The following is a 26,502-nucleotide window of genomic DNA, read 5'->3' as shown; positions in this document are numbered from 1 at the left end:
AATGAGGAGAAAAATAAACTTACTGATAATTTTAAAAGGATGGGAAATAGGACTGTGATTGATTTATATTTGTCGCCATCATGTACCAGTTGCCGTAAAGCGCGCGCTTGGTTGCAAAGCCATAAGGTTCCCTTTGTAGAGCACAACATTTTGACACAACCGATGACAACAAACGATTTGCGTCATATCTTGACGAAAACGGAAAATGGAACAGAAGATATTATTTCGACACGGTCAAAAGTTTTTCAAAAATTGGCTGTGGATGTTGATAATTTGACTATTAATGAATTATTAGACTTGGTAACAGAATTTCCAAATCTATTAAGACGTCCAATTATTACTGACTCAAAACACCTACAAATTGGCTTTAACGAGGATGAAATTCGTGCATTTTTGCCACGTGAATATCGTCGAGCAGAAATGTTAAGTACAATAGATTAAGATTTAGGCAGCAAAATTTACTGACAACAATTCTGTCAGTAAATTTTTGCTGAATTTTATAGATTTTTTAGCCTGAACGGGCAGGAGAAACATGAAAGAAAATTATAATTATCCTCTTGATTTAAGTTGGAGTACTACTGAAATGACAGAAGTGCTCTCTTTTTTCAATCAAGTTGAAAAATTTTATGAAAGCAAAGTTGAAAAAGAAGTTTTTTTAGAATCCTATAATGCTTTCAAAAAGATTGTTCCCTCAAAAATGCAAGAAAAACAGCTTGGACGTGATTTTGAACTAAGCAGTGGTTACTCACTTTATCATGCAGTCAAGGAGGTAAAAGCTAGTGGAAAACGATTTGTCAGTGCTGACAAGGCTTGAATTAGCTAAAGATTGGGTAAGAGATGCTGGAAATTTCTTAAAAGAAAATATAGCTGCTCCGTTGGAAATTACTGAAAAGACTCGCTATGATGACTTAGTGACAAATTTTGACAAAGAAGTCCAAGAGCAAATAGTAGCCAATATTCTCCATCATTTCCCGGAAGATAAAATTTTAGCCGAAGAAGACGAAGAAAAAATAAAGTTCGATTCAGAAATTCCGCATCTATGGGTCTTAGACCCCATTGATGGAACAACAAATTTTATTGTTCAAAAAGATAATTTTGCCGTGATGCTTGCTTATTATGAGTATGGTGTTGGTAAATTTGGTCTGATACTAGATGTAATGAAGGATAAACTTTATTGGTGTGATAGCCACAAAGCCTTTTGTAATCAAAAAGAATTGGAACTCAAAGAAAGACCTTTGGCTCAAAGTTTGCTTGGAGTGAATAGTTATATGTATAGATCCAATAGTGGAGGCTTGTTAGATTTAAGCCATCAAACTTTAGGAGTTCGTATCATTGGTAGTGCAGGTATCAGCTATGGTCAGCTTCTGGAAGGAAAGATAATTAGCTATTTCAGTAATCTTCAACCGTGGGATTATGCAGCTGGAAGTATTATTGCTGAAAGAATTGGCTATGTTACATTGACCATATCGGGTGAAAGTCCCCATTTTAACTGTAGAGAGCGAGTATTCACTGCTCCCTCATACTTAATTTTGCAAATACAAAAATACATCAAAAAATAAACAGAGTGAAATATTTCAGAAAAATGGAAGGTGCTTTTGTGTTATAATCTAAAAATATAAAATAAAATTTAGAGGAAAAATAGGATTTAAATGATGGATAAAATAATTGTAAAAGGTGGGCAAACAAAACTTCAAGGTGAAGTTGAAATTGAAGGAGCAAAGAACGCTGTTCTTCCTCTTCTTGCAGCGACATTACTCGCTAGTGAGGGTGAAGTTGTACTTACTAATGTCCCTATTTTAAGTGACGTTTTTATGATGAATAATTTGGTAAATCATCTTGGGACTGCGATTAGCTTTGACCAAGAAGCAAAGAAAATTATTGCTAAATCAAATTCAGAAATAAAAACAACTGCACCATATGAGTATGTCAGCAAAATGCGTGCCTCAATCGTTGTTATGGGACCAATCTTAGCCCGCAACGGACAAGCACGCGTATCAATGCCAGGTGGATGTTCCATTGGGTCTCGACCAATTGATTTACATTTACGCGGTTTTGAACAAATGGGAGCAACGATTACTCAAAACGCTGGTTATATTGAAGCTAAGGCTGATAAATTAAAAGGAGCTCATATTTATCTTGATTTTCCATCAGTAGGAGCTACTCAAAATCTTATTCTTGCTGCGACACTAGCTGACGGGACAACAACACTTGAAAATGCAGCACGTGAACCAGAAATTGTTGACTTAGCAAACCTCCTAAATAAAATGGGAGCAAATGTTAAGGGAGCCGGAACAGATACAATAATTATTAAAGGTGTTGAAAAAATGCGTGGGGCAAACCATTCAGTTGTTCAAGACCGAATTGAAGCAGGAACTTTCATGGTTGCGGCCGCAATGACACAAGGTGATGTTTTAATCAAAGATGCGATTGCTGAACATAACCGTCCATTGATTTCAAAACTTAGCGAAATGGGTGTTAATTTTACCCAAGAAGAATCTGGACTTCGAGTTGTTGGGCCTGAAAAACTAAAAGCAACAAGCGTTAAGACTTTACCACACCCAGGATTTCCTACAGATATGCAATCACAAATGACAGCTGCTCAGGCCGTTGCCGTGGGAGAATCAGTGATGGTAGAGACAGTATTTGAAAATCGTTTCCAACATTTGGAAGAAATGCGTCGTATGGGATTGGAAGTTGACATTACTAGAAATACAGCGCTTATTCAAGGAAATTCAAATTTACAAGGTGCTGCGGTAAAATCAACAGATTTACGTGCAAGTGCCGCATTGATTCTTTTGGGATTGGTTGCCAAAGGGCAAACAACTGTTAGAAGATTAAGTCATTTAGACCGAGGCTACTATAAATTCCATGAAAAATTAAAAGCTCTGGGAGCTGATATTATTCGTGTAGAAGACGAAGACGGAGAAGGAGAAGGCTAATGTTTAAGAAAACCATAAAATTTTTAGGACTAAGACTCTCTATTATTATTTTTGTTATAGTTCTACTAGTTCTTGCCGCCGTTTTAGGACTTATGGTTGGTTATGGTTTTCTAGGTGGAGGAAATCCCTCCAACGTTTTCAACCATAATTTATGGAAAGAAGTTATGGATAAACTTAGCCCTGCAAAATAATAAAAGACTTGATTCGGAAGAATCAGGCCTTTTGTTTTGTTAAAAAAATACGATTTATAAGTCAAAAAAGCTAGTCTTTCTTGAAATATAGCCGATTTTATGCTATTCTTGAAAGGTATGAATTTCTGAGCTCAGGCTCAAAATAAGGAGAAAAAAATGACTGTAAGTTTTGAAAAAACTAGTGATACTAAAGGTACACTCTCATTTTCAATTGACCAAGAAACAATTAAAACTGGGCTTGACAAAGCCTTTAATAAAGTAAAAGCTAACATTAGCGTTCCTGGTTTCCGTAAAGGTAAAATCAGCCGTCAAATGTTTAATAAAATGTACGGTGAAGAAGCACTTTTTGAAGAAGCTTTAAACGCTGTTCTTCCAACTGCTTATGATGCAGCTGTAAAAGAAGCTGGTATCGAACCAGTTGCACAACCAAAAATTGATGTTGCAAAAATGGAAAAAGGTTCTGACTGGGAATTGACTGCAGAAGTTGTTGTAAAACCAACAGTTTCACTTGGTGACTACAAAGACCTTACAGTTGAAGTAGAAGCAACAAAAGAAGTTTCTGACGAAGAAGTTGAAACACGCTTGACTAACTCTCAAAACAATTTAGCTGAACTTGTAGTAAAAGAAACTGCTGCTGAAAATGGTGATACTGTTGTTATTGACTTCGTTGGTTCAGTTGATGGTGTTGAATTTGAAGGTGGGAAAGGTTCTAACCACAGTCTTGAACTTGGCTCAGGTCAATTTATTCCAGGATTTGAAGAACAACTTGTTGGAACTAAAGCTGGTGAAACTGTAGAAGTTAAAGTTACATTCCCAGAAAACTATCAAGCTGAAGACCTTGCTGGTAAAGAAGCACTCTTTGTTACAACTGTTAATGAAGTAAAAGCAAAAGAATTACCAGAACTTGATGATGAACTTGCTAAAGATATTGACGAAGAAGTTGAAACTTTGGATGAGCTTAAAGCTAAATTCCGTAAAGAACTTGAAGAATCAAAAGCAGAAGCTTATAATGATGCTGTAGAAACTGCTGCAATCGAAGCTGCTGTTGCAAATGCTGAAATCAAAGAAATTCCAGAAGAAATGATTCACGAAGAAGTTCATCGCGCTATGAACGAATTTCTTGGTGGAATGCAACAACAAGGAATCTCTCCAGAAATGTACTTCCAAATTACTGGAACTTCTGAAGATGATCTTCATAAACAATATGAAGCAGACGCTGATAAACGCGTGCGTACAAACTTGGTAATCGAAGCAATCGCTGCTGCTGAAAACTTTACAACTTCAGATGAAGAAGTAAAAGCAGAAATTGAAGATCTTGCTGGTCAATACAACATGCCTGTTGAACAAGTTGAAAAACTTCTTCCAGTTGATATGCTTAAACACGATATTGCAATGAAAAAAGCAGTAGAAGTTATTGCTACAACTGCAAAAGTAAAATAATTTCATATAATAATGATAAAAAAATAAGTGTCAGTAACTACTGGTACTTATTTTTTTATCATTAATTCAAATTTTGAGTGAGATTTAGTTCATGGATTTATCATAATAAGTGAAAAATCGATCAAATTATGAATATAAGTTATAAAAACTGTACATCAGAGAACATGACAACCGTGGGGTTTTCCGGATGTAAGATAAAAAAAGTCGTAAAAGTCACAGTTAATTCTTGACAAGTTTAGTTAGGTTTGATAGAATATAATAGTTGTCGCAAGAGACGAGAGTCTTGAAGCGATAAGCTAGACCATTGAAAACTGAATAAAGAAGAATGACTCATGTGATGTAGTAAGATACATCAAAAATCTGTCAATCAATAATGAAAGACAAGCCAGTCACTAAGGTGACTTAAATACTTTATTTGAGAGTTTGATCCTGGCTCAGGACGAACGCTGGCGGCGTGCCTAATACATGCAAGTTGAGCGCTGAAGGTTGGTACTTGTACCGACTGGATGAGCAGCGAACGGGTGAGTAACGCGTGGGGAATCTGCCTTTGAGCGGGGGACAACATTTGGAAACGAATGCTAATACCGCATAAAAACTTTAAACACAAGTTTTAAGTTTGAAAGATGCAATTGCATCACTCAAAGATGATCCCGCGTTGTATTAGCTAGTTGGTGAGGTAAAGGCTCACCAAGGCGATGATACATAGCCGACCTGAGAGGGTGATCGGCCACATTGGGACTGAGACACGGCCCAAACTCCTACGGGAGGCAGCAGTAGGGAATCTTCGGCAATGGACGAAAGTCTGACCGAGCAACGCCGCGTGAGTGAAGAAGGTTTTCGGATCGTAAAACTCTGTTGGTAGAGAAGAACGTTGGTGAGAGTGGAAAGCTCATCAAGTGACGGTAACTACCCAGAAAGGGACGGCTAACTACGTGCCAGCAGCCGCGGTAATACGTAGGTCCCGAGCGTTGTCCGGATTTATTGGGCGTAAAGCGAGCGCAGGTGGTTTATTAAGTCTGGTGTAAAAGGCAGTGGCTCAACCATTGTATGCATTGGAAACTGGTAGACTTGAGTGCAGGAGAGGAGAGTGGAATTCCATGTGTAGCGGTGAAATGCGTAGATATATGGAGGAACACCGGTGGCGAAAGCGGCTCTCTGGCCTGTAACTGACACTGAGGCTCGAAAGCGTGGGGAGCAAACAGGATTAGATACCCTGGTAGTCCACGCCGTAAACGATGAGTGCTAGATGTAGGGAGCTATAAGTTCTCTGTATCGCAGCTAACGCAATAAGCACTCCGCCTGGGGAGTACGACCGCAAGGTTGAAACTCAAAGGAATTGACGGGGGCCCGCACAAGCGGTGGAGCATGTGGTTTAATTCGAAGCAACGCGAAGAACCTTACCAGGTCTTGACATACTCGTGCTATTCCTAGAGATAGGAAGTTCCTTCGGGACACGGGATACAGGTGGTGCATGGTTGTCGTCAGCTCGTGTCGTGAGATGTTGGGTTAAGTCCCGCAACGAGCGCAACCCCTATTGTTAGTTGCCATCATTAAGTTGGGCACTCTAACGAGACTGCCGGTGATAAACCGGAGGAAGGTGGGGATGACGTCAAATCATCATGCCCCTTATGACCTGGGCTACACACGTGCTACAATGGATGGTACAACGAGTCGCGAGACAGTGATGTTTAGCTAATCTCTTAAAACCATTCTCAGTTCGGATTGTAGGCTGCAACTCGCCTACATGAAGTCGGAATCGCTAGTAATCGCGGATCAGCACGCCGCGGTGAATACGTTCCCGGGCCTTGTACACACCGCCCGTCACACCACGGGAGTTGGGAGTACCCGAAGTAGGTTGCCTAACCGCAAGGAGGGCGCTTCCTAAGGTAAGACCGATGACTGGGGTGAAGTCGTAACAAGGTAGCCGTATCGGAAGGTGCGGCTGGATCACCTCCTTTCTAAGGAATATATACAAAGACGTGAGCATTCAACTTTATTCAGTTTTGAGGGGTTTAGTCATAAACCTAAGCAAGAATCAAATTCTTGATTGTGGGGCCTTAGCTCAGCTGGGAGAGCGCCTGCTTTGCACGCAGGAGGTCAGCGGTTCGATCCCGCTAGGCTCCATTGTCAGACAAGACGTTAAAATCACTTGAACATTGAAAACTAAATAACAATATCTAATAACGATAAATAAACCAAAAGCTGTGAATTTTAAAGAATTTACAAACTTATACTTGAAAAACGATGATTATAAATCATCATGGCAAAGTTAATAAGGGCGCACGGTGGATGCCTTGGCACTAAGAGCCGATGAAGGACGTGACTAACGACGATATTCTAGGGGGAGCAGTAAGTACGCATTGATCCCTAGGTCTCCGAATGGGGAAACCCAGCTGCTACTAGCAGTTATTCATGAGTGAATACATAGCTCATGTAAAGGTAACGCAGAGAACTGAAACATCTAAGTACCTGCAGGAAGAGAAAGTAAAAACGATTTCGTAAGTAGCGGCGAGCGAACGCGAAGAAGGGCAAACCAAGAAGCTTGCTTCTTGGGGTTGTAGGACTGCAACGTGGACTTAAGCATTATAGTCGAATAACCTGGGAAGGTTAATCAAAGAGGGTAATAATCCCGTAGACGAAATAGCGCTTATACCTAGCAGTATCCTGAGTAGGGCTGGACACGCGAAATCCAGTTTGAATCCGGGAGGACCATCTCCCAACCCTAAATACTCCTTAGTGACCGATAGTGAACCAGTACCGTGAGGGAAAGGTGAAAAGAACCCCGAGAGGGGAGTGAAATAGCACCTGAAACCGTGTGCCTACAAGAAGTTCGAGCCCGTTAATGGGTGAGAGCGTGCCTTTTGTAGAATGAACCGGCGAGTTACGTTATGATGCGAGGTTAAGTTGAAGAGACGGAGCCGTAGGGAAACCGAGTCTGAATAGGGCGACTTAGTATCATGATGTAGACCCGAAACCTAGTGACCTATCCATGAGCAGGGTGAAGGTGTGGTAAGACGCACTGGAGGCCCGAACCAGGACACGTTGAAAAGTGTTTGGATGACTTGTGGATAGCGGAGAAATTCCAAACGAACTGGGAGATAGCTGGTTCTCTCCGAAATAGCTTTAGGGCTAGCGTCGAAATGTAAGTGTATTGGAGGTAGAGCACTGTTTGGGTGAGGGGTCCGTCTAGGATTACCAATCTCAGATAAACTCCGAATGCTAATACACATGTTCGGCAGTCAGACTGCGAGTGCTAAGATCCGTAGTCGAAAGGGAAACAGCCCAGACCAACAGCTAAGGTCCCAAAATATATGTTAAGTGGAAAAGGATGTGGGGTTGCACAGACAACTAGGATGTTAGCTCAGAAGCAGCTATCATTCAAAGAGTGCGTAATAGCTCACTAGTCGAGTGACCCTGCGCCGAAAATGTACCGGGGCTAAACATATTACCGAAGCTTTGGATTTAATTTAATTAAATGGTAGGAGAGCGTTCTTAACCGCGATGAAGGTATACCGTGAGGAGTGCTGGAGCGTTAAGAAGTGAGAATGCCGGTATGAGTAGCGCAAGATAAGTGAGAATCTTATCCACCGTAAGACTAAGGTTTCCAGGGGAAGGCTCGTCCGCCCTGGGTTAGTCGGGACCTAAGGCGAGGCCGAAAGGCGTAGTCGATGGACAACTGGTTGATATTCCAGTACTAGATATGATCGTGATGGAGGGACGCAGTAGGCTAAGAGATGCCAGTTAATGGATTCTGGTCTAAGCAGTGAGGTGTGAGATGTGTCAAATGCATTTCTCTTTAACATTGAGCTGTGATGGGGAAGCAACTACGGTTGCGAACTCTCTGATGTCACACTGCCAAGAAAAGCTTCTAGCGTAAAGTCATATCTACCCGTACCGCAAACCGACACAGGTAGTCGAGGCGAGTAGCCTCAGGTGATCGAGAGAACTCTCGTTAAGGAACTCGGCAAAATAGCCCCGTAACTTCGGGAGAAGGGGTGCTGGTGTAAAAGCCAGCCGCAGTGAATAGGCCCAAGCAACTGTTTATCAAAAACACAGCTCTCTGCTAAACCGCAAGGTGATGTATAGGGGGTGACGCCTGCCCGGTGCTGGAAGGTTAAGAGGAGTGCTTAGACGTAAGTCGAAGGTATGAATTGAAGCCCCAGTAAACGGCGGCCGTAACTATAACGGTCCTAAGGTAGCGAAATTCCTTGTCGGGTAAGTTCCGACCCGCACGAAAGGCGTAATGATTTGGGCACTGTCTCAACGAGAGACTCGGTGAAATTTTAGTACCTGTGAAGATGCAGGTTACCCGCGACAGGACGGAAAGACCCCATGGAGCTTTACTGTAGTTTGATATTGAGTACCTGTAAGTCATGTACAGGATAGGTAGGAGCCATTGAAATAGGGACGCTAGTTTCTATTGAGGCGTTGTTGGGATACTACCCTTGACTTATGGTTACTCTAACCCGCTGGCATAATCGGCCAGGGAGACAGTGTCTGACGGACAGTTTGACTGGGGCGGTCGCCTCCTAAAGAGTAACGGAGGCGCTCAAAGGTTGGCTCAGATTGGTTGGAAATCAATCGTAGAGTGTAAAGGTAAAAGCCAGCTTGACTGCGAGAGCTACAACTCGAGCAGGTAGGAAACTAGGACTTAGTGATCCGGTGGTACCGCATGGAAGGGCCATCGCTCAACGGATAAAAGCTACCCTGGGGATAACAGGCTTATCTCCCCCAAGAGTTCACATCGACGGGGAGGTTTGGCACCTCGATGTCGGCTCGTCGCATCCTGGGGCTGTAGTCGGTCCCAAGGGTTGGGCTGTTCGCCCATTAAAGCGGCACGCGAGCTGGGTTCAGAACGTCGTGAGACAGTTCGGTCCCTATCCGTCGCGGGCGTAGGTAATTTGAGAGGATCTGTCCTTAGTACGAGAGGACCGGGATGGACTTACCGCTGGTGTACCAGTTGTTCCGCCAGGAGCACGGCTGGATAGCTATGTAGGGAAGGGATAAGCGCTGAAAGCATCTAAGTGCGAAGCCCACCTCAAGATGAGATTACCCATTCGTAAGAATTAAGAGCCCAGAGAGATGATCTGGTAGATAGGCTGGAAGTGGAAGAGTTGCGAGACTTGGAGCGGACCAGTACTAATCGCTCGAGGACTTTACCAAAAGAGTCAAATATAATATGCTTATGGTTTAAAAGTTAGAAGAATTGTTATTTAGTTTTGAATGTTCAAGGTAACATTTAATGATTTGGTCATCATTGCGATGGAGATACACCTGTTCCCATGTCGAACACAGAAGTTAAGTCCATCTACGGCGGAAGTACTTGGGGGTTGCCCCCTGGGAGATAGGCGAGTGGCCAAGTTTTGGGAGTTTAGCTCAGCTGGGAGAGCATCTGCCTTACAAGCAGAGGGTCAGCGGTTCGATCCCGTTAACTCCCATTGGTTGTTTCAGCCATTAAGTGAATAAAGGTTCTGTAGTGTAGCGGTTATCACGTCGCCCTGTCACGGCGAAGATCGCGGGTTCGATTCCCGTCAGAACCGTTAGTAGAAATACTAATGACTCGTTAGCTCAGTTGGTAGAGCATTTGACTTTTAATCAAAGGGTCGCTGGTTCGAGCCCAGCACGGGTCATAATCCTAGCGGATGTGGCGGAATTGGCAGACGCACTAGATTTAGGATCTAGCGCTTAACGGCGTGGGGGTTCAAGTCCCTTCATCCGCATACTAGGTATTAGCCGACTTAGCTCAGTTGGTAGAGCATCTGATTTGTAATCAGAGGGTCGCGTGTTCGAATCATGTAGTCGGCATTGTCGTAAGACACAAAGTTTAAGTGCGAACGTAGTTCAGGGGTAGAACACAACCTTGCCATGGTTGGGGTCGCGAGTTCGAATCTCGTCGTTCGCTTACTAGTATTATTACTAGTTATTTATAAAAATGTTATTTGCAGGCGTGGCTCAACTGGATAGAGTACCTGACTACGAATCAGGCGGTTGTAGGTTCGAATCCTACCGCTTGCATATAACGGGAAGTAGCTCAGCTTGGTAGAGTACTTGGTTTGGGACCAAGGTGTCGCAGGTTCGAATCCTGTCTTCCCGATTGATGTTTTTACATCAATTTGACTTATGTCAAAAATGGCGGTGTAGCTCAGCTGGCTAGAGCGTTCGGTTCATACCCGAGAGGTCGGGGGTTCGATCCCCTTCGCCGCTATATTTATCAGCTGGATCTTTAGCTCAGTTGGTTAGAGCTATCGGCTCATAACCGATCGGTCGCTGGTTCGAATCCAGCAAGATCCATATCTTTGGCTCGGTAGCTCAGTTGGTAGAGCAATGGATTGAAGCTCCATGTGTCGGCGGTTCGATTCCGTCTCGCGCCATTCTTTGTTAGCGGATGTAGTTTAATGGTAGAACCCCAGCCTTCCAAGCTGGCTACGCGAGTTCGATTCTCGTCATCCGCTTAGTTTTCAATTGAAAACAATAAATTGGGAGTTTAGCTCAGTTGGTTAGAGCACTGTGTTGATAACGCAGGGGTCCCAGGTTCGAATCCTGGAATTCCCATAATGGATATGTAAGGTATCTATTCATTGTTAATAAGCCTATGGGGGGTTACTCAAGAGGCTGAAGAGGACGGTTTGCTAAATCGTTAGGTCGGGAAACCGGCGCGAGGGTTCGAATCCCTTACCCCCCTTTGTTCGACGTCTATTCTTTAATAGGCGTCTTTTAGACTTTAAAGCCATAAAATCAGTAAGATTTCGTAAGTTATATTTATTTTAGAAAATGAATGATGATTAAGAACCTTTCTGAAGTGTTATACTTATTTTATGAGATTACTTTTATGATTAATCGTAGGGATGAAGGGGGAGATTATGGTTTCACTTGACACTGAGGTTGTTAATGATTTAAAGTCAAAAGTTAATATTGCTGATTTAATTTCACAGTATGTTGCTTTAAGTCGTACAGGTAAGAATTATATTGGTTTATGCCCTTTTCATGGTGAGAAAACTCCTTCCTTTAATGTAAATGCTGAAAAAGGTTTTTATCATTGTTTTGGTTGTGGGCGCTCTGGTGATGCGATTGAGTTTTTAAAAGAATACAATCAAGTTGGATTCGTTGATGCTGTTAAGGAACTGGCTGATTTTGCAGGAGTTACTCTTAACATTTCTGATGATAGAGAAGAAAAAAATAATCCAAATGCACCATTGTTTGAAATCAATAACCAGGCTGCTCGTTTATACAATATTCTATTGATGTCAACGGAGTTGGGTGAACGGGCTAGGAAATATCTTGAGGAGCGGGGGATTACTGATGATGTAATCAAGAGATTTAATATTGGTTTAGCTCCTGAAGAAAATGATTTTATTTTTAAAAATTTATCAAATAAGTTTGATGAAGAAATTATGGCAAAGTCTGGTTTATTTCATTTCTCAAATAATAAAGTTTTTGATGCTTTTACGAACCGAATCATGTTTCCAATCACCAACGAATATGGACAGACAATTGGTTTTTCTGGACGTAAATGGCAGGAAAATGATGATTCTAAAGCCAAATATATTAATACTTCAGCAACAACTATATTTGATAAATCTTATGAACTTTGGAATTTAGATAAAGCAAAACCAACAATTTCAAAGCAGCATGAAGTCTATTTAATGGAAGGTTTTATGGATGTTATTGCGTCTTATAAAGCTGGAATAAATAATGTTGTTGCCTCAATGGGGACGGCATTAACCGAAAAACACGTCCGCCGTTTGAAACAAATGGCAAAAAAATTCGTATTAGTTTATGATGGAGATTCTGCTGGGCAAAATGCAATTTATAAGGCCATTGATTTGATTGGTGAATCTGCTGTACAGATTGTAAAGGTTCCAGAAGGACTTGATCCAGATGAGTATTCTAAAAATTATGGTTTGAAGGGATTATCTGCCTTAATGGAAACGGGGCGTATTCAACCCATTGAATTTTTAATTGATTATTTGAGACCTGAAAACCTTGCTAATTTACAAACGCAACTTGATTTTATTGAACAGATTTCACCAATGATTGCAAAGCTTCCATCGATTACGGCTCAGGATGCCTATATAAGAAAATTAGTTGAGATTTTGCCTGATTTCGAGTATAATCAAGTGGAGCAGGCTGTAAATTTACGGCGTGAAAATATGAAAATTACTGACCATCCTGTCAGTAATTTAGATGCTTCAAGTTTGACCGAAAGTTTTACTGACGAAAATGATTATTCTAGTCTTGAATCGGTCATGCCTGTAGATTTTGAGGAGACTTATTATGAGAATAATGTTAAAACTCAACAAACTTACAGAAGAAGTGAATCGGCTCAAGTTGTTCAACCATCTGTTCAGGTTCCTAAGTTATCACGTTCGGAAAAAGCCGAAGAAATGCTACTCCATCGAATGATTTATCATTCATCAGTTTTGAAAAAATTTTCTCAAGATGAAAATTTTAGATTCGTCCATAAACGTTATCAAGATTTATTTGATAAAATCTTGCTTGAAGCAATGGTTTATGAACAAATTGATGAATCACACTTAGCAAGTGAGCTGTCAGACGAAGAACGTAGTCTGTTTTACCAGATTATAAGTTTAGATTTGCCTGATACAGCATCAAGTCAGGAAATCAATGACTTAGTTTCCATTTTTTCTAATGAAATGGAACAAATAAAATTTGAAGAACTCATTCAACAGTTGGCAACTGCTGAGAAAGCAGGAAACAAAGAACGTGTCTTAGAGTTAACCCTTCAGATTATTAACCAAAAGAAAAAATTATGATAATTTTTTACTGACAATTGGCTAGTCTATTTAATGACAGTTTTGTCAGTAGTTTTACCCAAAGAGGAGGAGCGAATTGGCAGCAAATAAAAAAAGAATAAGTCAAATTTCAAAAGAAACTGGCGTTCAAAACCGTGTTTTGGTTGAGAAGGCTCAAGAAATTGGCTTACTTGTAAAATCACATTCAAGTTCAGTTGGACCTGGTGAAGAACGTCGTCTTCTTGAAGCATTAAATGTTAAACCTGTTGTTGTTGAAAAGATGGATAGTCCTAAGACATTAGCAAGAGTTGAAGTCAAAGAAAATGGTGATACTTTTAACGTAAAAGCTTATGAAAAAGCAGTTAAAAGCTATATTACCAAACGTAAACCTTTGGGTGAAGCGCTTGATGAAGAAATCATGGATGAACTTTCTGTTAAATTTGGGATTGTTGATGATGCGCTTGAAGACTTGTTTAAACAAATTCAAGATGCAGGAATTTCAATTGTGGATAAAGATGGAAATCCAAGTCCTTTGGCTCTTGTCACTGATGAAATTGAAAAAGAAGAAGTTTCAGATACTGCAATGGATGAAATTGTTACGAATGTTCGTATCGATGATCCTGTTCGCATGTATCTTAAAGAAATCGGTCGTTATCCATTGATTTCTCTTGATGAAGAAACAAAACTTGCTGAAGCAATTATTGCTGGTGGTGAAGGGGCAGAATTTGCGAAACAAATGCTTGCCGAAGCCAACTTGCGTTTGGTTGTTTCAATTGCAAAACGTTATTCTGGACGTGGAATGCAATTTTTGGACTTGATTCAAGAAGGAAATATGGGCTTGATGAAGGCTGTGGATAAATTTGACCATACAAAAGGATTCAAGTTCTCGACTTATGCCACATGGTGGATTCGCCAAGCAATTACACGTGCGATTGCTGACCAAGCCCGCACGATTCGTATTCCAGTGCATATGGTTGAAACAATCAATAAATTGATTCGTGTTCAACGTAATCTTTTGCAAGAACTCGGACGCGATCCTTCACCAGAAGAAATTGGTAAAGAGTTGCACATGGCGCCAGATAAAGTTCGTGAAGTTCTGAAAATTGCTCAAGAACCAGTCTCACTCGAAACACCTATCGGTGAAGAAGATGATTCACATCTTGGTGACTTCATTGAAGATGATGTAATCGAATCACCTGTTGATTATACAAACCGTATTCTTTTACGTGAACAGTTAGATGAAGTCATGGATACTTTGACTGACCGTGAAGAAAATGTTTTGAGAATGCGTTTTGGTCTTGATGATGGACGCATGCATACTTTGGAAGATGTTGGTAAACAATTCAAAGTGACACGTGAACGTATTCGTCAGATTGAAGCAAAAGCAATCAAAAAACTTCGTCACCCACGTCGTTCTAAACCGTTGCGTGACTTTATGTAATTTAAAAACTTACTGATGAAACTGTCAGTAAGTTTTTTTATATTTTTTTAGAGATAGTATGTATTATGATTCAGTTTGTATTATATAAAATTATTTTTTATTCAGAGGAGTTTTATGAACCATTTAACTAGTGTCGAAATTTATATTTGGAATTATTTAGAAGAAAATAAAGCAAAAATAATTCAAATGACGGTTGCTCAAATTGCTGAATCTGCCCATGTCAGTCCTTCATCAATTATTCGAACTTTGAAAAAGAAAAATTTTTCTGGTTTTTCTGAATACAAAAATATGGAAAAACAAAAATTAAATAGACATGATTGGATTTATGGGCTGACAAAAGATGCAAATCAAGTTGTCTCTGAAAATATTGAAGAATTATTAATGACAGTAAGGCTGCTAGAGAGTGAAAACTTAGCTAAAGTTGTTGAAAATATTTTTCATGCAGCTTCAGTCGTGATTATTTCAAGAGGATTATCTGTTCGGATAGCTGACTCATTTGCGAGAGATTTGCAATTTTTAGATGTTAAAGCTGTCAGCTTATATCAAGATAATATGCAAGCATATCTTGAAAAATTGCCTAGAAATACATTTGTAATTGGTCTTAGTTTATCAGGTGAAACAGATTTGATTGTGGCAACAGCACAGAAGGCCAAAAGAGATGGAAAAAAGGTTTTAGCTATTACTGGTAACTATAAGAGTAGGCTGGTTGAACAAAGTGATTTGCTTTTGCTTGCTTATCAAAAGAACCTGTCAGGGAAAATCCTTGTTGATTATAATAATATGCTCCCCTTAGAATTAATTATTCACCTTTTAATCCAACTTTACAAACAGTATAAAGAATACGGTGCAATTGTTTGAGTGCTAGAGATTTACTGACAGATTGTAATGTAAGCTGACGATTATATTCTGTCAGTAAATTTTTTTGATTTAAAAATAAATTCCTGAAATTATGGCTTAATCAGGAATTTATTTCAAATGGGAGTGGGTTATAATTAATTCATCAAAATGAAAGGGGATTCAAAATGTTTGGATTCTTAAAACCCGCTCCAGATGCGGAGCAAAAAATATCAGAGGAAAAAGTTCCCCGGTTGTATAAAATGTGGCAAACTCGAGTTTTAATTTCGACAGTAATCGTTTATATTGGTTATTATATTATTCGATTGATCTTTACCGTTCAACAAAATGATATTTCCAAGGCTTATGGTTTTTCGATGGGACAAATTGGGACAATTCTCTCCATGTTTGGGATTGGCTATGGAATTTCAAAGCTGATTATGGGGACTTTAGCTGACCGGGCAATCCAAACCGTTATGTGGCGACAGGATTGATTGTGTCAGCGATTATCAATGCGCTTTATGGAGCAACCCAAAGTTTTGGGATGATTGTCTTTCTGATGTTGCTTAACTCGGTTATGCAAGGTATGGGAGCTGCGGCTTGTCAGCGTTTAGTCGGTTTATGGTTTGGCCGAAAAGCAAAAGGTTCGATTATGGCGCGTGGGACAGCATTTTCAATCTGGTCATCAGCTCATAATGCTGGAGCTTGCATGTGTGTGGCTGTTATTAATTTATCTGCTTTCTTTTTCGGCGCTTCGCTTCAATGGAGTTTTTGGACAGCATCAATTGTTTCGATTGTCATTGCTATTATCGTTTTATTTCTGGGTTCTGACCGTCCAACGACGAAAGGATTACCGACAATTGAAGAATATTCTGGCGACAAAGTGGTTATTAAAGACGGAGAAATTGTTGAAGGCGATGTTTCTAATGACAATGTTTTTAAAATATTTTTTGAATACATTGTCAAAAATAAACTCGTGTGGGCGATCATTTTGACCTCATTGTCAATCTATGTCGTTCGTTATGGAATTATGAGTTGGATTCCAAACTATCTGGTTAATGTCAAAGAATTTGATAATTCAACAGCAAAATGGCTGACAGGAATTTTTGAACTTGCAGCTGTACCTGGTGTTATTATCATCGGATTTATCACTGATTTACTTAAAGGCCGTCGGGCCATTATGGTTTTGGTTTCATTGATTGCCATGCTTGCCTGTCTGATTACTTATTTTGCAGCGACCAATCATACTTTGATTATTATTGTGTTATTAATTATGGGAACTTTCATTTATGCTCCAGCAACGATTGTCGGGCTGATGGTCAATGAAGCTGTCCCCAAATTTGCCAATGGAATGTCAACGGGTACGATGGGGTTCTGTCAGTACATTATTGGTGAAGTGACAGCAACTCTGGTTATTGGTTGGCTTGTTCAAGCATACGGCTGGTCAGCAGGAAATATCATTGTTTATATTTTTGCCGGCATTGCCATTCTTGCTTCAATTTATATCTTGGTTCATCAAAATCGATTATATAAGAAAATTGATGATGCAGGCTAACTGACAAAATAAAAAAATTACTGACAAATCTATGAAGGAAAAGCTAAATTTTTTATATTATATTTTGGCTCTACTGACAGCTTTGTCAGTATTTTTTATTAAAAATTTATTTATAAAGTTCAAAAGACTTGCTAAATTTTCCTAAAATGATTATAATAAATTTATCAATGGTCAAATATGGTCAAACTTTTTATTTTAAAAGGGAGAAATGATTTATTGATTTTTTAAATTTGATGTAAAATGAAAGTAACCGTTATCACTTAAATTATAAATAAGGAGAGAAAATGACGACTACTGTCTATTTTGAAAAAAATGGTGGCATTGATATTGAACTTAGAGGGGCAAGAAAAGTTCTTTCTTTAAGAAAACATATCAAGATTGACCCGGAAAATTTGGAATCTGTTCAACTTGTTTCTGATATGAAAAAACCAAAATTCTATAAAAAAGTAGCAGGAACTAACGCTTGGTACTATGGCGGTTGGTTCAGAGAAAACGGTGAAAATGAGTTTTGGGATGTCCGAAATAATGAGCGAGTTCTAGTCATCACCACAAGAAATTTCAAATATAAAAAACTTTACATCGAAGTTGGTCCTGATTTTAGATTAACTCCTTCCAAACCGTGAAGGGAAAATTAGTTTAAAATTAATTACTGAGAATTAAGAGGAGGAAAGCGATGCTTTGTCAAAATTGTAATATTAATGAAGCGACGATTCACCTTTACACAAGTGTAAATGGTCAGAAAAAACAAATTGATTTGTGCCAAAACTGTTATCAAATTATGAAATCTGGTGGTCAAGAAGCTTTATTTGGCGCAGGAAATGCCTCAAATGGAAATTCTGATGAACCATTTAATCCATTTAATGATATCTTTAGTGCTTTGCACGGTCAAGATTTTAATGGAGCAGCAAGCACTCAAACTCCACCAACACAAACAGGTGGACGTGGTCCGCGCGGTCCACAAAATCCTCGGGCAAAACAACCTAAAGGAATGTTAGAAGAATTTGGAATTAACATCACAGAGTCAGCTCGTCGTGGCGAAATTGACCCAGTGATTGGGCGTGATGAAGAAATTAAACGTGTCATTGAGATTTTAAATCGTAGGACTAAGAATAATCCTGTATTAATTGGTGAACCTGGTGTTGGTAAAACAGCAGTTGTTGAAGGTTTAGCGCAAAAAATTGTGGACGGAGATGTGCCGCAAAAACTACAAAATAAAGAAGTGATTCGTCTTGATGTTGTTTCTCTTGTTCAAGGAACAGGAATTCGTGGACAATTTGAAGAACGGATGCAAAAATTAATGGATGAAATCAGAAAACGTAATGATGTGATTATGTTTATTGATGAAATTCATGAAATTGTTGGTGCTGGTTCTGCCGGTGATGGCAATATGGATGCAGGAAATATCCTAAAACCTGCGCTTGCGCGTGGTGAGCTTCAATTGGTCGGAGCAACAACGCTCAATGAATATCGCATCATTGAAAAAGATGCTGCGCTTGAACGCCGGATGCAACCAGTTAAAGTCGATGAACCATCAGTTGATGAAACAATTACTATTTTGCGAGGCATTCAAGCACGTTATGAAGATTATCATCACGTGAAATACACTGATGAGGCTATTGAAGCAGCCGCTCATTTGTCAAATCGTTACATTCAAGACCGTTTCTTACCAGATAAAGCCATTGACCTTTTGGATGAGTCTGGTTCTAAGAAAAATCTAACCTTGAAATTTGTTGATCCTGAAGATATTAATCGTCGGATTGCGGATGCAGAAACGAAGAAAAATGAAGCAACACAGGCTGAAGATTTTGAAAAAGCCGCTCATTTCCGTGACCAAATCACTAAACTTCGTGAATTACAAAATCATGAAGTTTCAGATGATGAAATTCCTGTCATCACTGAAAAAGATATTGAACAAATTGTTGAGCAAAAAACACATATTCCAGTTGGTGATTTGAAAGAAAAAGAACAAACCCAATTGATTAATTTGGCTGATGATTTGAAAGCACATGTGATTGGTCAGGATGAAGCAGTGGATAAGATTGCTAAAGCTATCCGTCGTTCTCGTGTGGGACTTGGTAAACCTAATCGTCCAATTGGTTCTTTCCTTTTCGTTGGTCCAACAGGTGTTGGTAAAACAGAACTTGCTAAACAATTGGCTAAAGAATTATTTGGCTCAAGTGAAAGTATGATTCGTTTTGACATGTCGGAATACATGGAAAAACATTCGGTGGCCAAATTGATTGGAGCCCCTCCAGGATATGTGGGTTATGAAGAAGCTGGTCAATTGACTGAACGTGTTCGTCGTAATCCCTACAGTTTGATTTTATTAGATGAAATCGAAAAAGCACATCCAGATGTGATGCACATGTTCTTGCAAATTCTTGAAGATGGACGTCTGACAGACGCACAAGGACGGACAGTATCCTTTAAAGATAGTTTGATTATTATGACTTCTAATGCCGGAACTGGTAAAGTTGAAGCCTCTGTCGGATTTGGTGCTGCTCGTGAGGGACGAACTAAATCAGTGCTTGGTCAGCTTGGCGATTTCTTTAGCCCCGAATTCATGAACCGTTTTGACGGAATTATTGAATTCTCTGCTTTGAGCAAAGAAAATCTCCTTAAAATTGTTGATTTGATGCTTGATGAAGTCAACGAACAAATTGGACGTAATGATATTCATCTTAGTGTCACTCAAGCAGCAAAAGAAAAATTAGTTGATCTAGGTTACAATCCAGCAATGGGTGCAAGACCACTTCGTAGAACAATTCAAGAAAATATCGAAGATTCAATTGCTGACTTCTATATTGAACACCCTGAATACAAAGAATTGGTTGCTGATTTGATTGATGATAAAATTGTTATCTCTAATCAAGCTCAAGAAGCAGCAGAAACGACTGATGAAGAAGTTCCTGCTGAATAAAAAATGTCTGTCAGTAAAATTTTTAGTGATAGAAAAAATAAAATAATGAAATAATGAAATAATGAAATAATGAAAAATTGCTGACATGAATCTTGTCAGCAATTTTTCTATCTACAACTTCAATGCTCTCCTTGGTCGCATTGAACTGACATGAATCTTGTCAGCAATTTTTTTTATCCCCAACTTCATTGCTCCCCTTGGTCGCATTGAACTGACGTGAATCTCGTCAGTAATTTTTCTATTTGTAACTTCATTGTTCGTAATGAATTGCAGCTCTGTCAGAAAATCCTTTAATCCATTTCATCAATCCACTCATCAAGATAACCAAGATTATAATTATATTGAGTTTCGTCAGCAACTTGGGCTAGTGAAACATTTGATAGTGTTCTGACAAGCGTATTTTCAATTTCATCAAGAGCGCTTGTAATGGCACAACGCTTTGCTTTGCCAGACTCTGAACCAATAAAATTTTGCAAAAGACCTTGACTTTGAAAAATTCGACCCCGTCCTTCGATGGCCAAAAAGACATCGTAAAAACTAATATCATGAAGGTCTTTATTGAGTGAAAAACCGCCATTTTTCCCTGGAGTAGAGCGTAAAAGTCCCTCATCAACTAAAGATTTAATAATTTTTTTGAGATATGAAGGCGAAACTTTGAGACGATTTGCAAGTGCAATTGATGACATGGTCCGATTTTCAGGAAGTCTTGCCAAAATAAGTAATACATAAACAGATTGTTCCCAACCAGATGATAATTTCATGATGAAGCTCCTTAAACATTTTAAATTAAAAAAGATTGACACTAGGGTAAAAAAGTAGTATCATCTATATTAGAGATAAGAGATATCTCTAATAACTATAATTATTTATTTCTATTATAGCAAAAAAAGAGAAGAATCTCATCATCTAAATAAAAAAACGGAGGACTACATCATGGTAGTTAAAGTTGGTATTAACGGTTTTGGTCGTATTGGACGTTTGGCATTACGTCGAATTCAAGAAGTCGAAGGAGTTGAAGTTGCGCATATCAACGATTTGACAGACCCAGCAATGCTTGCACATTTGCTAAAATATGATACAACTCAAGGACGTTTTAAAGGGACTGTTGAAGTCAAAGAAGATGGTTTTGATGTCAACGGAAAATTTGTGAAAGTTACTGCCGAACGTAATCCGGAAGACATTCAATGGGCTGATTCTGGTGTTGAAATTGTGCTTGAAGCCACAGGTTTCTTTGCGACTAAAGAAAAAGCTGAAAAACATTTGCATCCTGGTGGAGCTAAGAAAGTTTTGATTACGGCACCTGGTGGAAATGATGTTAAAACTGTTGTCTTCAATACAAACCACACAATTCTTGATGGAACTGAAACAGTTATTTCTGCCGGTTCTTGTACTACAAATAGTTTAGCACCAATGGCGGATGCCTTAAATAAAAACTTTGGTGTTAAAGGTGGAACAATGACTACTGTTCACTCTTATACTGGTGACCAAATGACCCTTGATGGTCCACATCGTGGTGGAGACTTCCGTCGTGCGCGTGCTGCTGCCGAAAACATTGTTCCAGCATCAAGTGGAGCGGCTAAAGCAATTGGTCTTGTTTTGCCTGAACTTTCTGGTTTGATGAAAGGTCATGCTCAACGTGTTTCAACTCCAACAGGCTCAATTACCGAACTTGTTACTGTACTTGAAAAACACGTTACAGTTGACGAAATCAATGAAGCAATGAAAGCTGCCGCTGATGAAAGCTTTGGCTATAATGTTGATGAAATTGTTTCATCTGATATTATCGGTATGGCTCACGGTTCACTTTTTGATGCTACATTAACTGAAGTGACTGACCTAAAAGACGGTGGACAATTAGTTAAAACAGCTGCTTGGTATGATAATGAAATGAGTTTCACTGCTCAATTGATTCGTACTCTTGAATATTTTGCAAAAATTGCTAAATAATAATTTACCTTTATCATTTTCTAAAAACTTGTCAGTAACTTTTACTGACAAGAATTAAAAAGTAGAAAATGAAATAAAAAATTACTGACGGGAATTCTGTCAGTAATTTTTCTATTCATAAATTCATCAGTAAATTTGGCGATTATTTAACAATAATCATACCGTCTTTAATTTCCCAAGGGTCATTCATATTGATGTGGTCATAGAACATAACACCATTAGTGTGATCAATCTCATGTTGAACACAAATTGCTGGGAAATCTTTTAAGCGAATTTTTTTCTTTTCGCCTTCCTTGTTGTAGTATTCCACAGTTACACGAGCATGGCGAACGACGTAACCTGGAACTTCACGGTCAACAGAAAGACAACCTTCGCCACCTTCAACAGCCGCATCTTGAACAGAGTGACTAACCACTTTTGCATTATACATGATTTCGCGCATTTTGTAAGCTTCTTTAGGTGGAATTTCATTTCCATCTTCATCAACTTCAGGTTCATTTGGAATCAAAACGGCGATGACTTTTTTGAGCAAGCCAAGTTGGTTTGCTGCAAGTCCAACTCCACCACGGAGTCCCATTTTTTCAGCCATGACAGGATCTTGAGAATTATGTAAGAATTGCAACATTTTTTCTCCTAAGATAATGTCTTCATCTGACAATGGCAAGGTTACATCATTTGCCACTTCACGTAAAGTTGGATAACCTTCACGAATAATATCGTCCATGCTAATCATGTGACTTGCTTTGATTAAATTTGCTTGAATTTCATCACGATTCATTATTAATAAAACTTCCTTATCTTTTTTTGAATATAGATTAATTATAGCATATTTTTAGCGATGAAAATGGTAAAATTGTATTAGAAGATTAATAATAAGACAAATTTTACATCTATAGAATTCAGTAAACCTAATACTAAAAAGAGGATAAAAATGAAAGAATACAGACAAAATGTTGCAGCCATTATTCTCAATAAAGAAAACAAAATTTGGCTAGGTAAACGAGCAGACGGGATGAGCTGGGGCTTCCCACAAGGTGGAATTGAAGCTGGTGAAAAACCAGAGACAGCCATTATTCGAGAACTCTCAGAAGAAATTGGCACAAAAGAGTTTGAAATCATTGGACAATATCCAGGAACTTTAAAATATGATTTTCCTAAAGAGATGAAATTTCCAACTTGGACTTATGCTGGCCAAGAACAACATTATTTTCTTGTCCGATTGCATGAAGAAGCAAAAATTAATCTTGAAAGCCATCCTGAAGAAATTGAATTTTCAACTTATCAATTTTTAGGACTTTCTGAAATTCGTAAAATGGATTTTGGCTTTAAAAATGATGTTTATCATCAAGCATTAGATTATTTTTCAAAGATAATAGAAAAGAATTAAAGGAAAAAGAATGGCTATAGAAAGAATAACAGATAATAAATTTGAACTTGTTTCAAAATATGAGCCAGCCGGTGACCAAGGTGAGGCGATTGCTGAGTTAGTAGATAATATTGAGAATGGGGAAAAAGCTCAAATTTTACGTGGAGCAACAGGAACAGGGAAAACTTACACCATGAGTCAAGTGATTGCACGGACAGGTAAACCTACTCTTGTTATGGCTCATAATAAAACACTGGCTGGTCAATTATACAGTGAATTTAAAGAGTTTTTTCCAAATAATGCAGTTGAGTATTTCGTATCCTACTATGATTATTATCAACCCGAAGCCTATGTTCCAAGTTCTGACACCTATATTGAAAAAGACAGTTCGGTCAATGATGAAATTGATAAATTGCGTCATAGTGCGACCTCAAGCTTATTGGAACGTAATGATGTGATTGTTGTGGCCTCAGTTTCTTGTATTTATGGATTGGGTTCACCCAAAGAGTATCAAGATTCGGTGGTTTCATTGCGCCCAGGTCAAGAAATTTCTCGTGACCAACTTTTAAATGATTTGGTAGGAATTCAATTTGAGCGAAATGATATTGACTTTCAACGGGGCTGTTTCCGAGTTCGCGGGGATGTTGTAGAAGTTTTTCCAGCCTCTCGTGATGAACATGCCTTTCGTGTTGAATTTTTCGGTGATGAAATTGACCGTATCCGTGAAATTGAAGTTTTGACCGGACAAGTTTTAGGTGAAGTAGACCATTTGGCAATTTTCCCAGCGACACATTTCATGACAAATGATGACCGTATGGAAGAATCAATTGCCAAGATAGAAGCAGAATTAGAAGAACAATTAAAAGTTTTCCGCTCAGAAGGAAAACTTCTTGAGGCTCAACGTTTAGAACAAAGAACCAACTACGATATCGAAATGCTCCGTGAAATGGGTTATTGTAATGGGGTCGAAAACTATTCACGTCATATGGATGGGCGCGAGGAAGGCGAACCTCCATATACTTTGCTTGATTTCTTTCCTGATGATTTCATGATTATGATTGATGAATCACACATGACAATGGGGCAAGTAAAAGGGATGTATAACGGTGACAGAGCCCGTAAAGAAATGCTTTGTAATTACGGATTCCGCCTGCCTTCAGCCCTCGATAACCGTCCGTTAAAAAGAGAAGAATTTGAAAGTCATGTGCATCAAATTGTTTATGTTTCAGCAACCCCTGGGGATTATGAGATGGAGCAGACCGATACCATTGTTGAACAAATTATTCGTCCAACAGGTCTATTAGATCCTGTCGTAGAAGTTCGACCAATGATGGGACAAATCGATGATTTAGTTGGTGAAATTCATAAACGAGCTGAGAAAAACGAACGAGTATTTGTTACGACTTTGACTAAAAAGATGTCAGAAGATTTGACTGCCTATTTCAAGGAAATGGGGATAAAAGTTAAATATATGCACTCGGATATCAAAACATTAGAACGAACCGAAATTATTCGGGATTTGCGTTTAGGAGTCTTTGATGTTCTGGTGGGAATTAATTTGCTTCGTGAAGGGATAGACGTGCCAGAAGTTTCTTTAGTAGCAATTTTGGATGCTGATAAAGAAGGATTTTTACGTAATGAGCGTGGCTTGATTCAGACCATTGGTCGTGCAGCACGTAATAGTGAAGGCCATGTTATTCTTTATTCTGATATGGCTAAAGCCCTTGATGAAAATGATCCTGCGGATAAAGAAATCTTAGATAGTGGTTATTATACAGAATACGAGGGTCAAAAGTATAAAATAACGCGTTCAATGAAACATGCGATGGATGAAACGGCCCGCCGGCGTGAAATTCAAATGGCTTATAATGAAGAACATGGAATCACACCTCAAACGATCAAAAAAGAAATTCGTGATTTGATTGCCATTACTAAGAAAACTGATTCTGGTGAGATTGAAGAAGTCGATGCAAGTGCGATGACTAAGAAAGAACGTAAAGCATTAGTCAAAAAACTTGAAAAAGAAATGCAACAAGCGGCTAGCGCCCTCGACTTTGAAGGAGCTGCTCAGTTACGTGATATGGTATTAGAATTACGTGCAATGGATTGATTAATAATTAATAAAAATTCACTCAATGAGTGAATTTTTATTTTTACTTAAGTATAAAAGTACATTTTTTATCTGAAAATCTTTGTTTTTTAAATAATTATAATATAAATATGCAAAAATCCTTGACAAAATAATTTTAAAATGTATAATTATACTTATTCTATTTATAAAAGAGGTTTAAGGATGAACAAGAAGATGAAAAAATTAGCATTGGGAATGGTCGGTTTGGCCGCAGTAGCAACATTAGCAGCTTGCGGAAATGGAAAATCGGCTACTAATCAAGTGGATAAAGTAAAAAAAGCTGGCGTATTGAAAGTTGCTTTATCTCCAGATTATCCACCCTTTGAATTTCAAATTATTAAAGATGGCAAGAATACAATCGTGGGTTCTGATGTTGATTTGGCCAATGCTATTGGTAAAAAACTAGGGGTTAAAGTGAAAATTGAAAGCATGGACTTTAACAATGTTTTAGCTAGTTTAAATACAGGAAAAGCAGATATTGCGATTTCAGGAATTTCAAAAGAACCTAGTCGTGAAAAATCTGTCAATTTCTCAGATGTATATTATACAGCAAGTAATTATTTAGTTGTGAAAAAATCTGATTTAAGTAAATATCGTTCAGTAGAAGATTTCAAAGGTAAAAAAGTAGCGGCACAAAAAGGGTCAACTCAAGAAGGCATTGTAACCAGTCAATTCAAAGGAGCAACAGAGATTGCCTTGCCACAAATTGGCGATGAAATCAATGAAGTCAAAGGGGGGCAGGTTCAAGGAGCCGTGATTGAAAATCTTATTGCTAAGAGTTACGTCGCAGCTAATTCAGATTTAGCGATTGCTAATGTGGACGTAAAAACGCCAAAAGATAGTTATGGTTCAGCGGTTGCACTTCCTAAAGGTTCAGATGAATTAACAAAGGTTGTCAATTCTGTCATTAAAGAAGAATTGAAGAACGGACAAATTAATAAAGATATTCAAAAGAACTACACGCTTTCTGAAAATAATAAATAGT

General features: G+C 38.7%; 17 protein-coding genes, 15 tRNA genes, 3 rRNA genes and 1 pseudogene. 34 read left to right on the top strand and 2 right to left on the bottom strand.

Annotated features, from left to right (window positions below):
* Nucleotides 1-54 precede the first annotated feature (54 nt).
* From spx to PYW37_RS09875, 30 genes and pseudogenes are all read left to right on the top strand, one after another.
* The gene (spx, locus tag PYW37_RS10020; RefSeq protein WP_010905435.1) at nt 55-441 is read left to right on the top strand and encodes a transcriptional regulator Spx; all 387 of its coding nucleotides are present in this window, start codon (nt 55-57) and stop codon (nt 439-441) included.
* Nucleotides 442-532: 91 nt separating this feature from the next.
* Entirely contained in the window at nt 533-814 is a 282-nt protein-coding gene (locus PYW37_RS10015; protein ID WP_003131743.1) for a UPF0223 family protein, read from the top strand.
* Nucleotides 780-1,559: an inositol monophosphatase family protein gene (locus tag PYW37_RS10010; RefSeq protein ID WP_032943467.1), complete on the top strand. Its 780-nt coding sequence runs from the start codon at nt 780-782 to the stop codon at nt 1,557-1,559. The genes PYW37_RS10015 and PYW37_RS10010 overlap by 35 nt, the downstream gene beginning before the upstream one ends.
* A gap of 93 nt (nt 1,560-1,652) precedes the next feature.
* Nucleotides 1,653-2,939, top strand: a complete 1,287-nt coding sequence (gene murA / locus PYW37_RS10005; RefSeq protein WP_025016910.1) for a UDP-N-acetylglucosamine 1-carboxyvinyltransferase — start codon at nt 1,653-1,655, stop codon at nt 2,937-2,939.
* A complete protein-coding gene (locus tag PYW37_RS10000) occupies nt 2,939-3,130 on the top strand; it encodes a DNA-directed RNA polymerase subunit beta (protein WP_003131739.1) in 192 nt (63 codons plus the stop codon). Before murA ends, PYW37_RS10000 begins: the two co-directional genes overlap by 1 nt.
* Before the next feature lie 156 nt (nt 3,131-3,286).
* A complete protein-coding gene (gene tig / locus PYW37_RS09995) occupies nt 3,287-4,570 on the top strand; it encodes a trigger factor (protein ID WP_003131738.1) in 1,284 nt (427 codons plus the stop codon).
* A gap of 411 nt (nt 4,571-4,981) precedes the next feature.
* Nucleotides 4,982-6,528: ribosomal RNA gene (locus PYW37_RS09990) — 16S ribosomal RNA — on the top strand.
* Between the two features lie 93 nt (nt 6,529-6,621).
* Nucleotides 6,622-6,694, top strand: a tRNA-Ala gene (locus PYW37_RS09985).
* A 138-nt stretch (nt 6,695-6,832) separates the two neighbouring features.
* A 23S ribosomal RNA gene (locus PYW37_RS09980) occupies nt 6,833-9,733 on the top strand.
* Nucleotides 9,734-9,816: 83 nt separating this feature from the next.
* Nucleotides 9,817-9,932, top strand: a 5S ribosomal RNA gene (gene rrf, locus PYW37_RS09975).
* Together the 16S, 23S and 5S rRNA genes with 15 tRNA genes alongside form the textbook arrangement of a ribosomal RNA operon.
* A gap of 3 nt (nt 9,933-9,935) precedes the next feature.
* Nucleotides 9,936-10,008: transfer RNA gene (locus PYW37_RS09970), tRNA-Val, on the top strand.
* A 29-nt stretch (nt 10,009-10,037) separates the two neighbouring features.
* Nucleotides 10,038-10,110 (top strand) — tRNA-Asp (locus PYW37_RS09965).
* 17 nt (nt 10,111-10,127) lie between these two features.
* Nucleotides 10,128-10,200: transfer RNA gene (locus tag PYW37_RS09960), tRNA-Lys, on the top strand.
* A gap of 8 nt (nt 10,201-10,208) precedes the next feature.
* A tRNA-Leu gene (locus PYW37_RS09955) sits at nt 10,209-10,290 on the top strand.
* A gap of 12 nt (nt 10,291-10,302) precedes the next feature.
* A tRNA-Thr gene (locus tag PYW37_RS09950) sits at nt 10,303-10,375 on the top strand.
* 25 nt (nt 10,376-10,400) lie between these two features.
* Nucleotides 10,401-10,472: transfer RNA gene (locus PYW37_RS09945), tRNA-Gly, on the top strand.
* A gap of 39 nt (nt 10,473-10,511) precedes the next feature.
* Nucleotides 10,512-10,585 (top strand) — tRNA-Arg (locus PYW37_RS09940).
* 5 nt (nt 10,586-10,590) lie between these two features.
* Nucleotides 10,591-10,664 (top strand) — tRNA-Pro (locus PYW37_RS09935).
* Between the two features lie 37 nt (nt 10,665-10,701).
* Nucleotides 10,702-10,775, top strand: a tRNA-Met gene (locus PYW37_RS09930).
* 12 nt (nt 10,776-10,787) lie between these two features.
* Nucleotides 10,788-10,861 (top strand) — tRNA-Ile (locus PYW37_RS09925).
* A 7-nt stretch (nt 10,862-10,868) separates the two neighbouring features.
* Nucleotides 10,869-10,941: transfer RNA gene (locus PYW37_RS09920), tRNA-Phe, on the top strand.
* 10 nt (nt 10,942-10,951) lie between these two features.
* Nucleotides 10,952-11,022, top strand: a tRNA-Gly gene (locus PYW37_RS09915).
* Nucleotides 11,023-11,048: 26 nt separating this feature from the next.
* Nucleotides 11,049-11,122: transfer RNA gene (locus PYW37_RS09910), tRNA-Ile, on the top strand.
* Between the two features lie 42 nt (nt 11,123-11,164).
* Nucleotides 11,165-11,252: transfer RNA gene (locus PYW37_RS09905), tRNA-Ser, on the top strand.
* Nucleotides 11,253-11,430: 178 nt separating this feature from the next.
* A complete protein-coding gene (gene dnaG, locus PYW37_RS09900) occupies nt 11,431-13,344 on the top strand; it encodes a DNA primase (RefSeq protein ID WP_025017195.1) in 1,914 nt (637 codons plus the stop codon).
* Nucleotides 13,345-13,420: 76 nt separating this feature from the next.
* Nucleotides 13,421-14,764, top strand: a complete 1,344-nt coding sequence (gene rpoD / locus PYW37_RS09895; protein ID WP_003130829.1) for an RNA polymerase sigma factor RpoD — start codon at nt 13,421-13,423, stop codon at nt 14,762-14,764.
* Between the two features lie 114 nt (nt 14,765-14,878).
* Nucleotides 14,879-15,622, top strand: coding sequence for a MurR/RpiR family transcriptional regulator (locus PYW37_RS09890; RefSeq protein ID WP_010905438.1), 744 nt, complete (start codon nt 14,879-14,881; stop codon nt 15,620-15,622).
* 164 nt (nt 15,623-15,786) lie between these two features.
* Nucleotides 15,787-17,153: pseudogene (locus PYW37_RS09885) on the top strand (MFS transporter).
* A 284-nt stretch (nt 17,154-17,437) separates the two neighbouring features.
* Complete coding sequence (locus PYW37_RS09880) at nt 17,438-17,776, top strand: hypothetical protein (RefSeq protein WP_021723450.1); 339 nt, start codon at nt 17,438-17,440, stop codon at nt 17,774-17,776.
* Between the two features lie 50 nt (nt 17,777-17,826).
* Complete coding sequence (locus PYW37_RS09875; protein WP_012897283.1) at nt 17,827-20,073, top strand: ATP-dependent Clp protease ATP-binding subunit; 2,247 nt, start codon at nt 17,827-17,829, stop codon at nt 20,071-20,073.
* 290 nt (nt 20,074-20,363) lie between these two features.
* Here PYW37_RS09875 and PYW37_RS09870 read toward each other — a convergent pair whose 3' ends face one another.
* On the bottom strand, nt 20,364-20,834 hold the full coding sequence (locus PYW37_RS09870; protein WP_003130820.1) for an Rrf2 family transcriptional regulator: 471 nt from the start codon (nt 20,832-20,834) through the stop codon (nt 20,364-20,366).
* Between the two features lie 172 nt (nt 20,835-21,006).
* Between PYW37_RS09870 and gap the strand changes: the two genes are divergently transcribed.
* Nucleotides 21,007-22,020 (top strand): type I glyceraldehyde-3-phosphate dehydrogenase, encoded by a 1,014-nt coding sequence (gap, locus tag PYW37_RS09865; protein ID WP_023189445.1) that lies wholly within the window; start codon nt 21,007-21,009, stop codon nt 22,018-22,020.
* Nucleotides 22,021-22,162: 142 nt separating this feature from the next.
* Here the strand turns inward: gap and def are convergent, their stop codons facing one another.
* The gene (def, locus tag PYW37_RS09860) at nt 22,163-22,798 is read right to left on the bottom strand and encodes a peptide deformylase (RefSeq protein ID WP_003130816.1); all 636 of its coding nucleotides are present in this window, start codon (nt 22,796-22,798) and stop codon (nt 22,163-22,165) included.
* A 147-nt stretch (nt 22,799-22,945) separates the two neighbouring features.
* On the opposite strand from def, the gene PYW37_RS09855 reads away from it, so the two are divergent.
* From PYW37_RS09855 to PYW37_RS09845, 3 genes are all read left to right on the top strand, one after another.
* On the top strand, nt 22,946-23,407 hold the full coding sequence (locus PYW37_RS09855; RefSeq protein WP_306171264.1) for an RNA pyrophosphohydrolase: 462 nt from the start codon (nt 22,946-22,948) through the stop codon (nt 23,405-23,407).
* A 10-nt stretch (nt 23,408-23,417) separates the two neighbouring features.
* The gene (gene uvrB, locus PYW37_RS09850) at nt 23,418-25,496 is read left to right on the top strand and encodes an excinuclease ABC subunit UvrB (protein WP_023189444.1); all 2,079 of its coding nucleotides are present in this window, start codon (nt 23,418-23,420) and stop codon (nt 25,494-25,496) included.
* A gap of 195 nt (nt 25,497-25,691) precedes the next feature.
* A complete protein-coding gene (locus PYW37_RS09845; RefSeq protein WP_074453851.1) occupies nt 25,692-26,501 on the top strand; it encodes an ABC transporter substrate-binding protein in 810 nt (269 codons plus the stop codon).
* Nucleotide 26,502 lies beyond the last annotated feature (1 nt).

Origin of the sequence: Lactococcus lactis (assembly GCF_029023865.1) — a bacterium.
GTDB classification, from domain to species: domain Bacteria; phylum Bacillota; class Bacilli; order Lactobacillales; family Streptococcaceae; genus Lactococcus; species Lactococcus lactis.
This window is presented reverse-complemented; position numbering and strand designations above follow the sequence as displayed.

Excerpts from the sequence above, each read along its gene's own strand:
- dnaG (WP_025017195.1), top strand. The coding sequence starts at position 11,431 with ATGGTTTCACTTGACACTGAGGTTGTTAATGATTTAAAGTCAAAAGTT.
- PYW37_RS10000 (WP_003131739.1), top strand. The coding sequence starts at position 2,939 with ATGTTTAAGAAAACCATAAAATTTTTAGGACTAAGACTCTCTATTATT.
- PYW37_RS09845 (WP_074453851.1), top strand. The coding sequence starts at position 25,692 with ATGAAAAAATTAGCATTGGGAATGGTCGGTTTGGCCGCAGTAGCAACA.
- murA (WP_025016910.1), top strand. The coding sequence starts at position 1,653 with ATGGATAAAATAATTGTAAAAGGTGGGCAAACAAAACTTCAAGGTGAA.
- gap (WP_023189445.1), top strand. The coding sequence starts at position 21,007 with ATGGTAGTTAAAGTTGGTATTAACGGTTTTGGTCGTATTGGACGTTTG.
- PYW37_RS10015 (WP_003131743.1), top strand. The coding sequence starts at position 533 with ATGAAAGAAAATTATAATTATCCTCTTGATTTAAGTTGGAGTACTACT.
- PYW37_RS09890 (WP_010905438.1), top strand. The coding sequence starts at position 14,879 with ATGAACCATTTAACTAGTGTCGAAATTTATATTTGGAATTATTTAGAA.
- PYW37_RS09870 (WP_003130820.1), bottom strand. The coding sequence starts at position 20,834 with ATGAAATTATCATCTGGTTGGGAACAATCTGTTTATGTATTACTTATT.
- def (WP_003130816.1), bottom strand. The coding sequence starts at position 22,798 with ATGAATCGTGATGAAATTCAAGCAAATTTAATCAAAGCAAGTCACATG.
- PYW37_RS09875 (WP_012897283.1), top strand. The coding sequence starts at position 17,827 with ATGCTTTGTCAAAATTGTAATATTAATGAAGCGACGATTCACCTTTAC.
- tig (WP_003131738.1), top strand. The coding sequence starts at position 3,287 with ATGACTGTAAGTTTTGAAAAAACTAGTGATACTAAAGGTACACTCTCA.
- PYW37_RS09880 (WP_021723450.1), top strand. The coding sequence starts at position 17,438 with ATGACGACTACTGTCTATTTTGAAAAAAATGGTGGCATTGATATTGAA.
- uvrB (WP_023189444.1), top strand. The coding sequence starts at position 23,418 with ATGGCTATAGAAAGAATAACAGATAATAAATTTGAACTTGTTTCAAAA.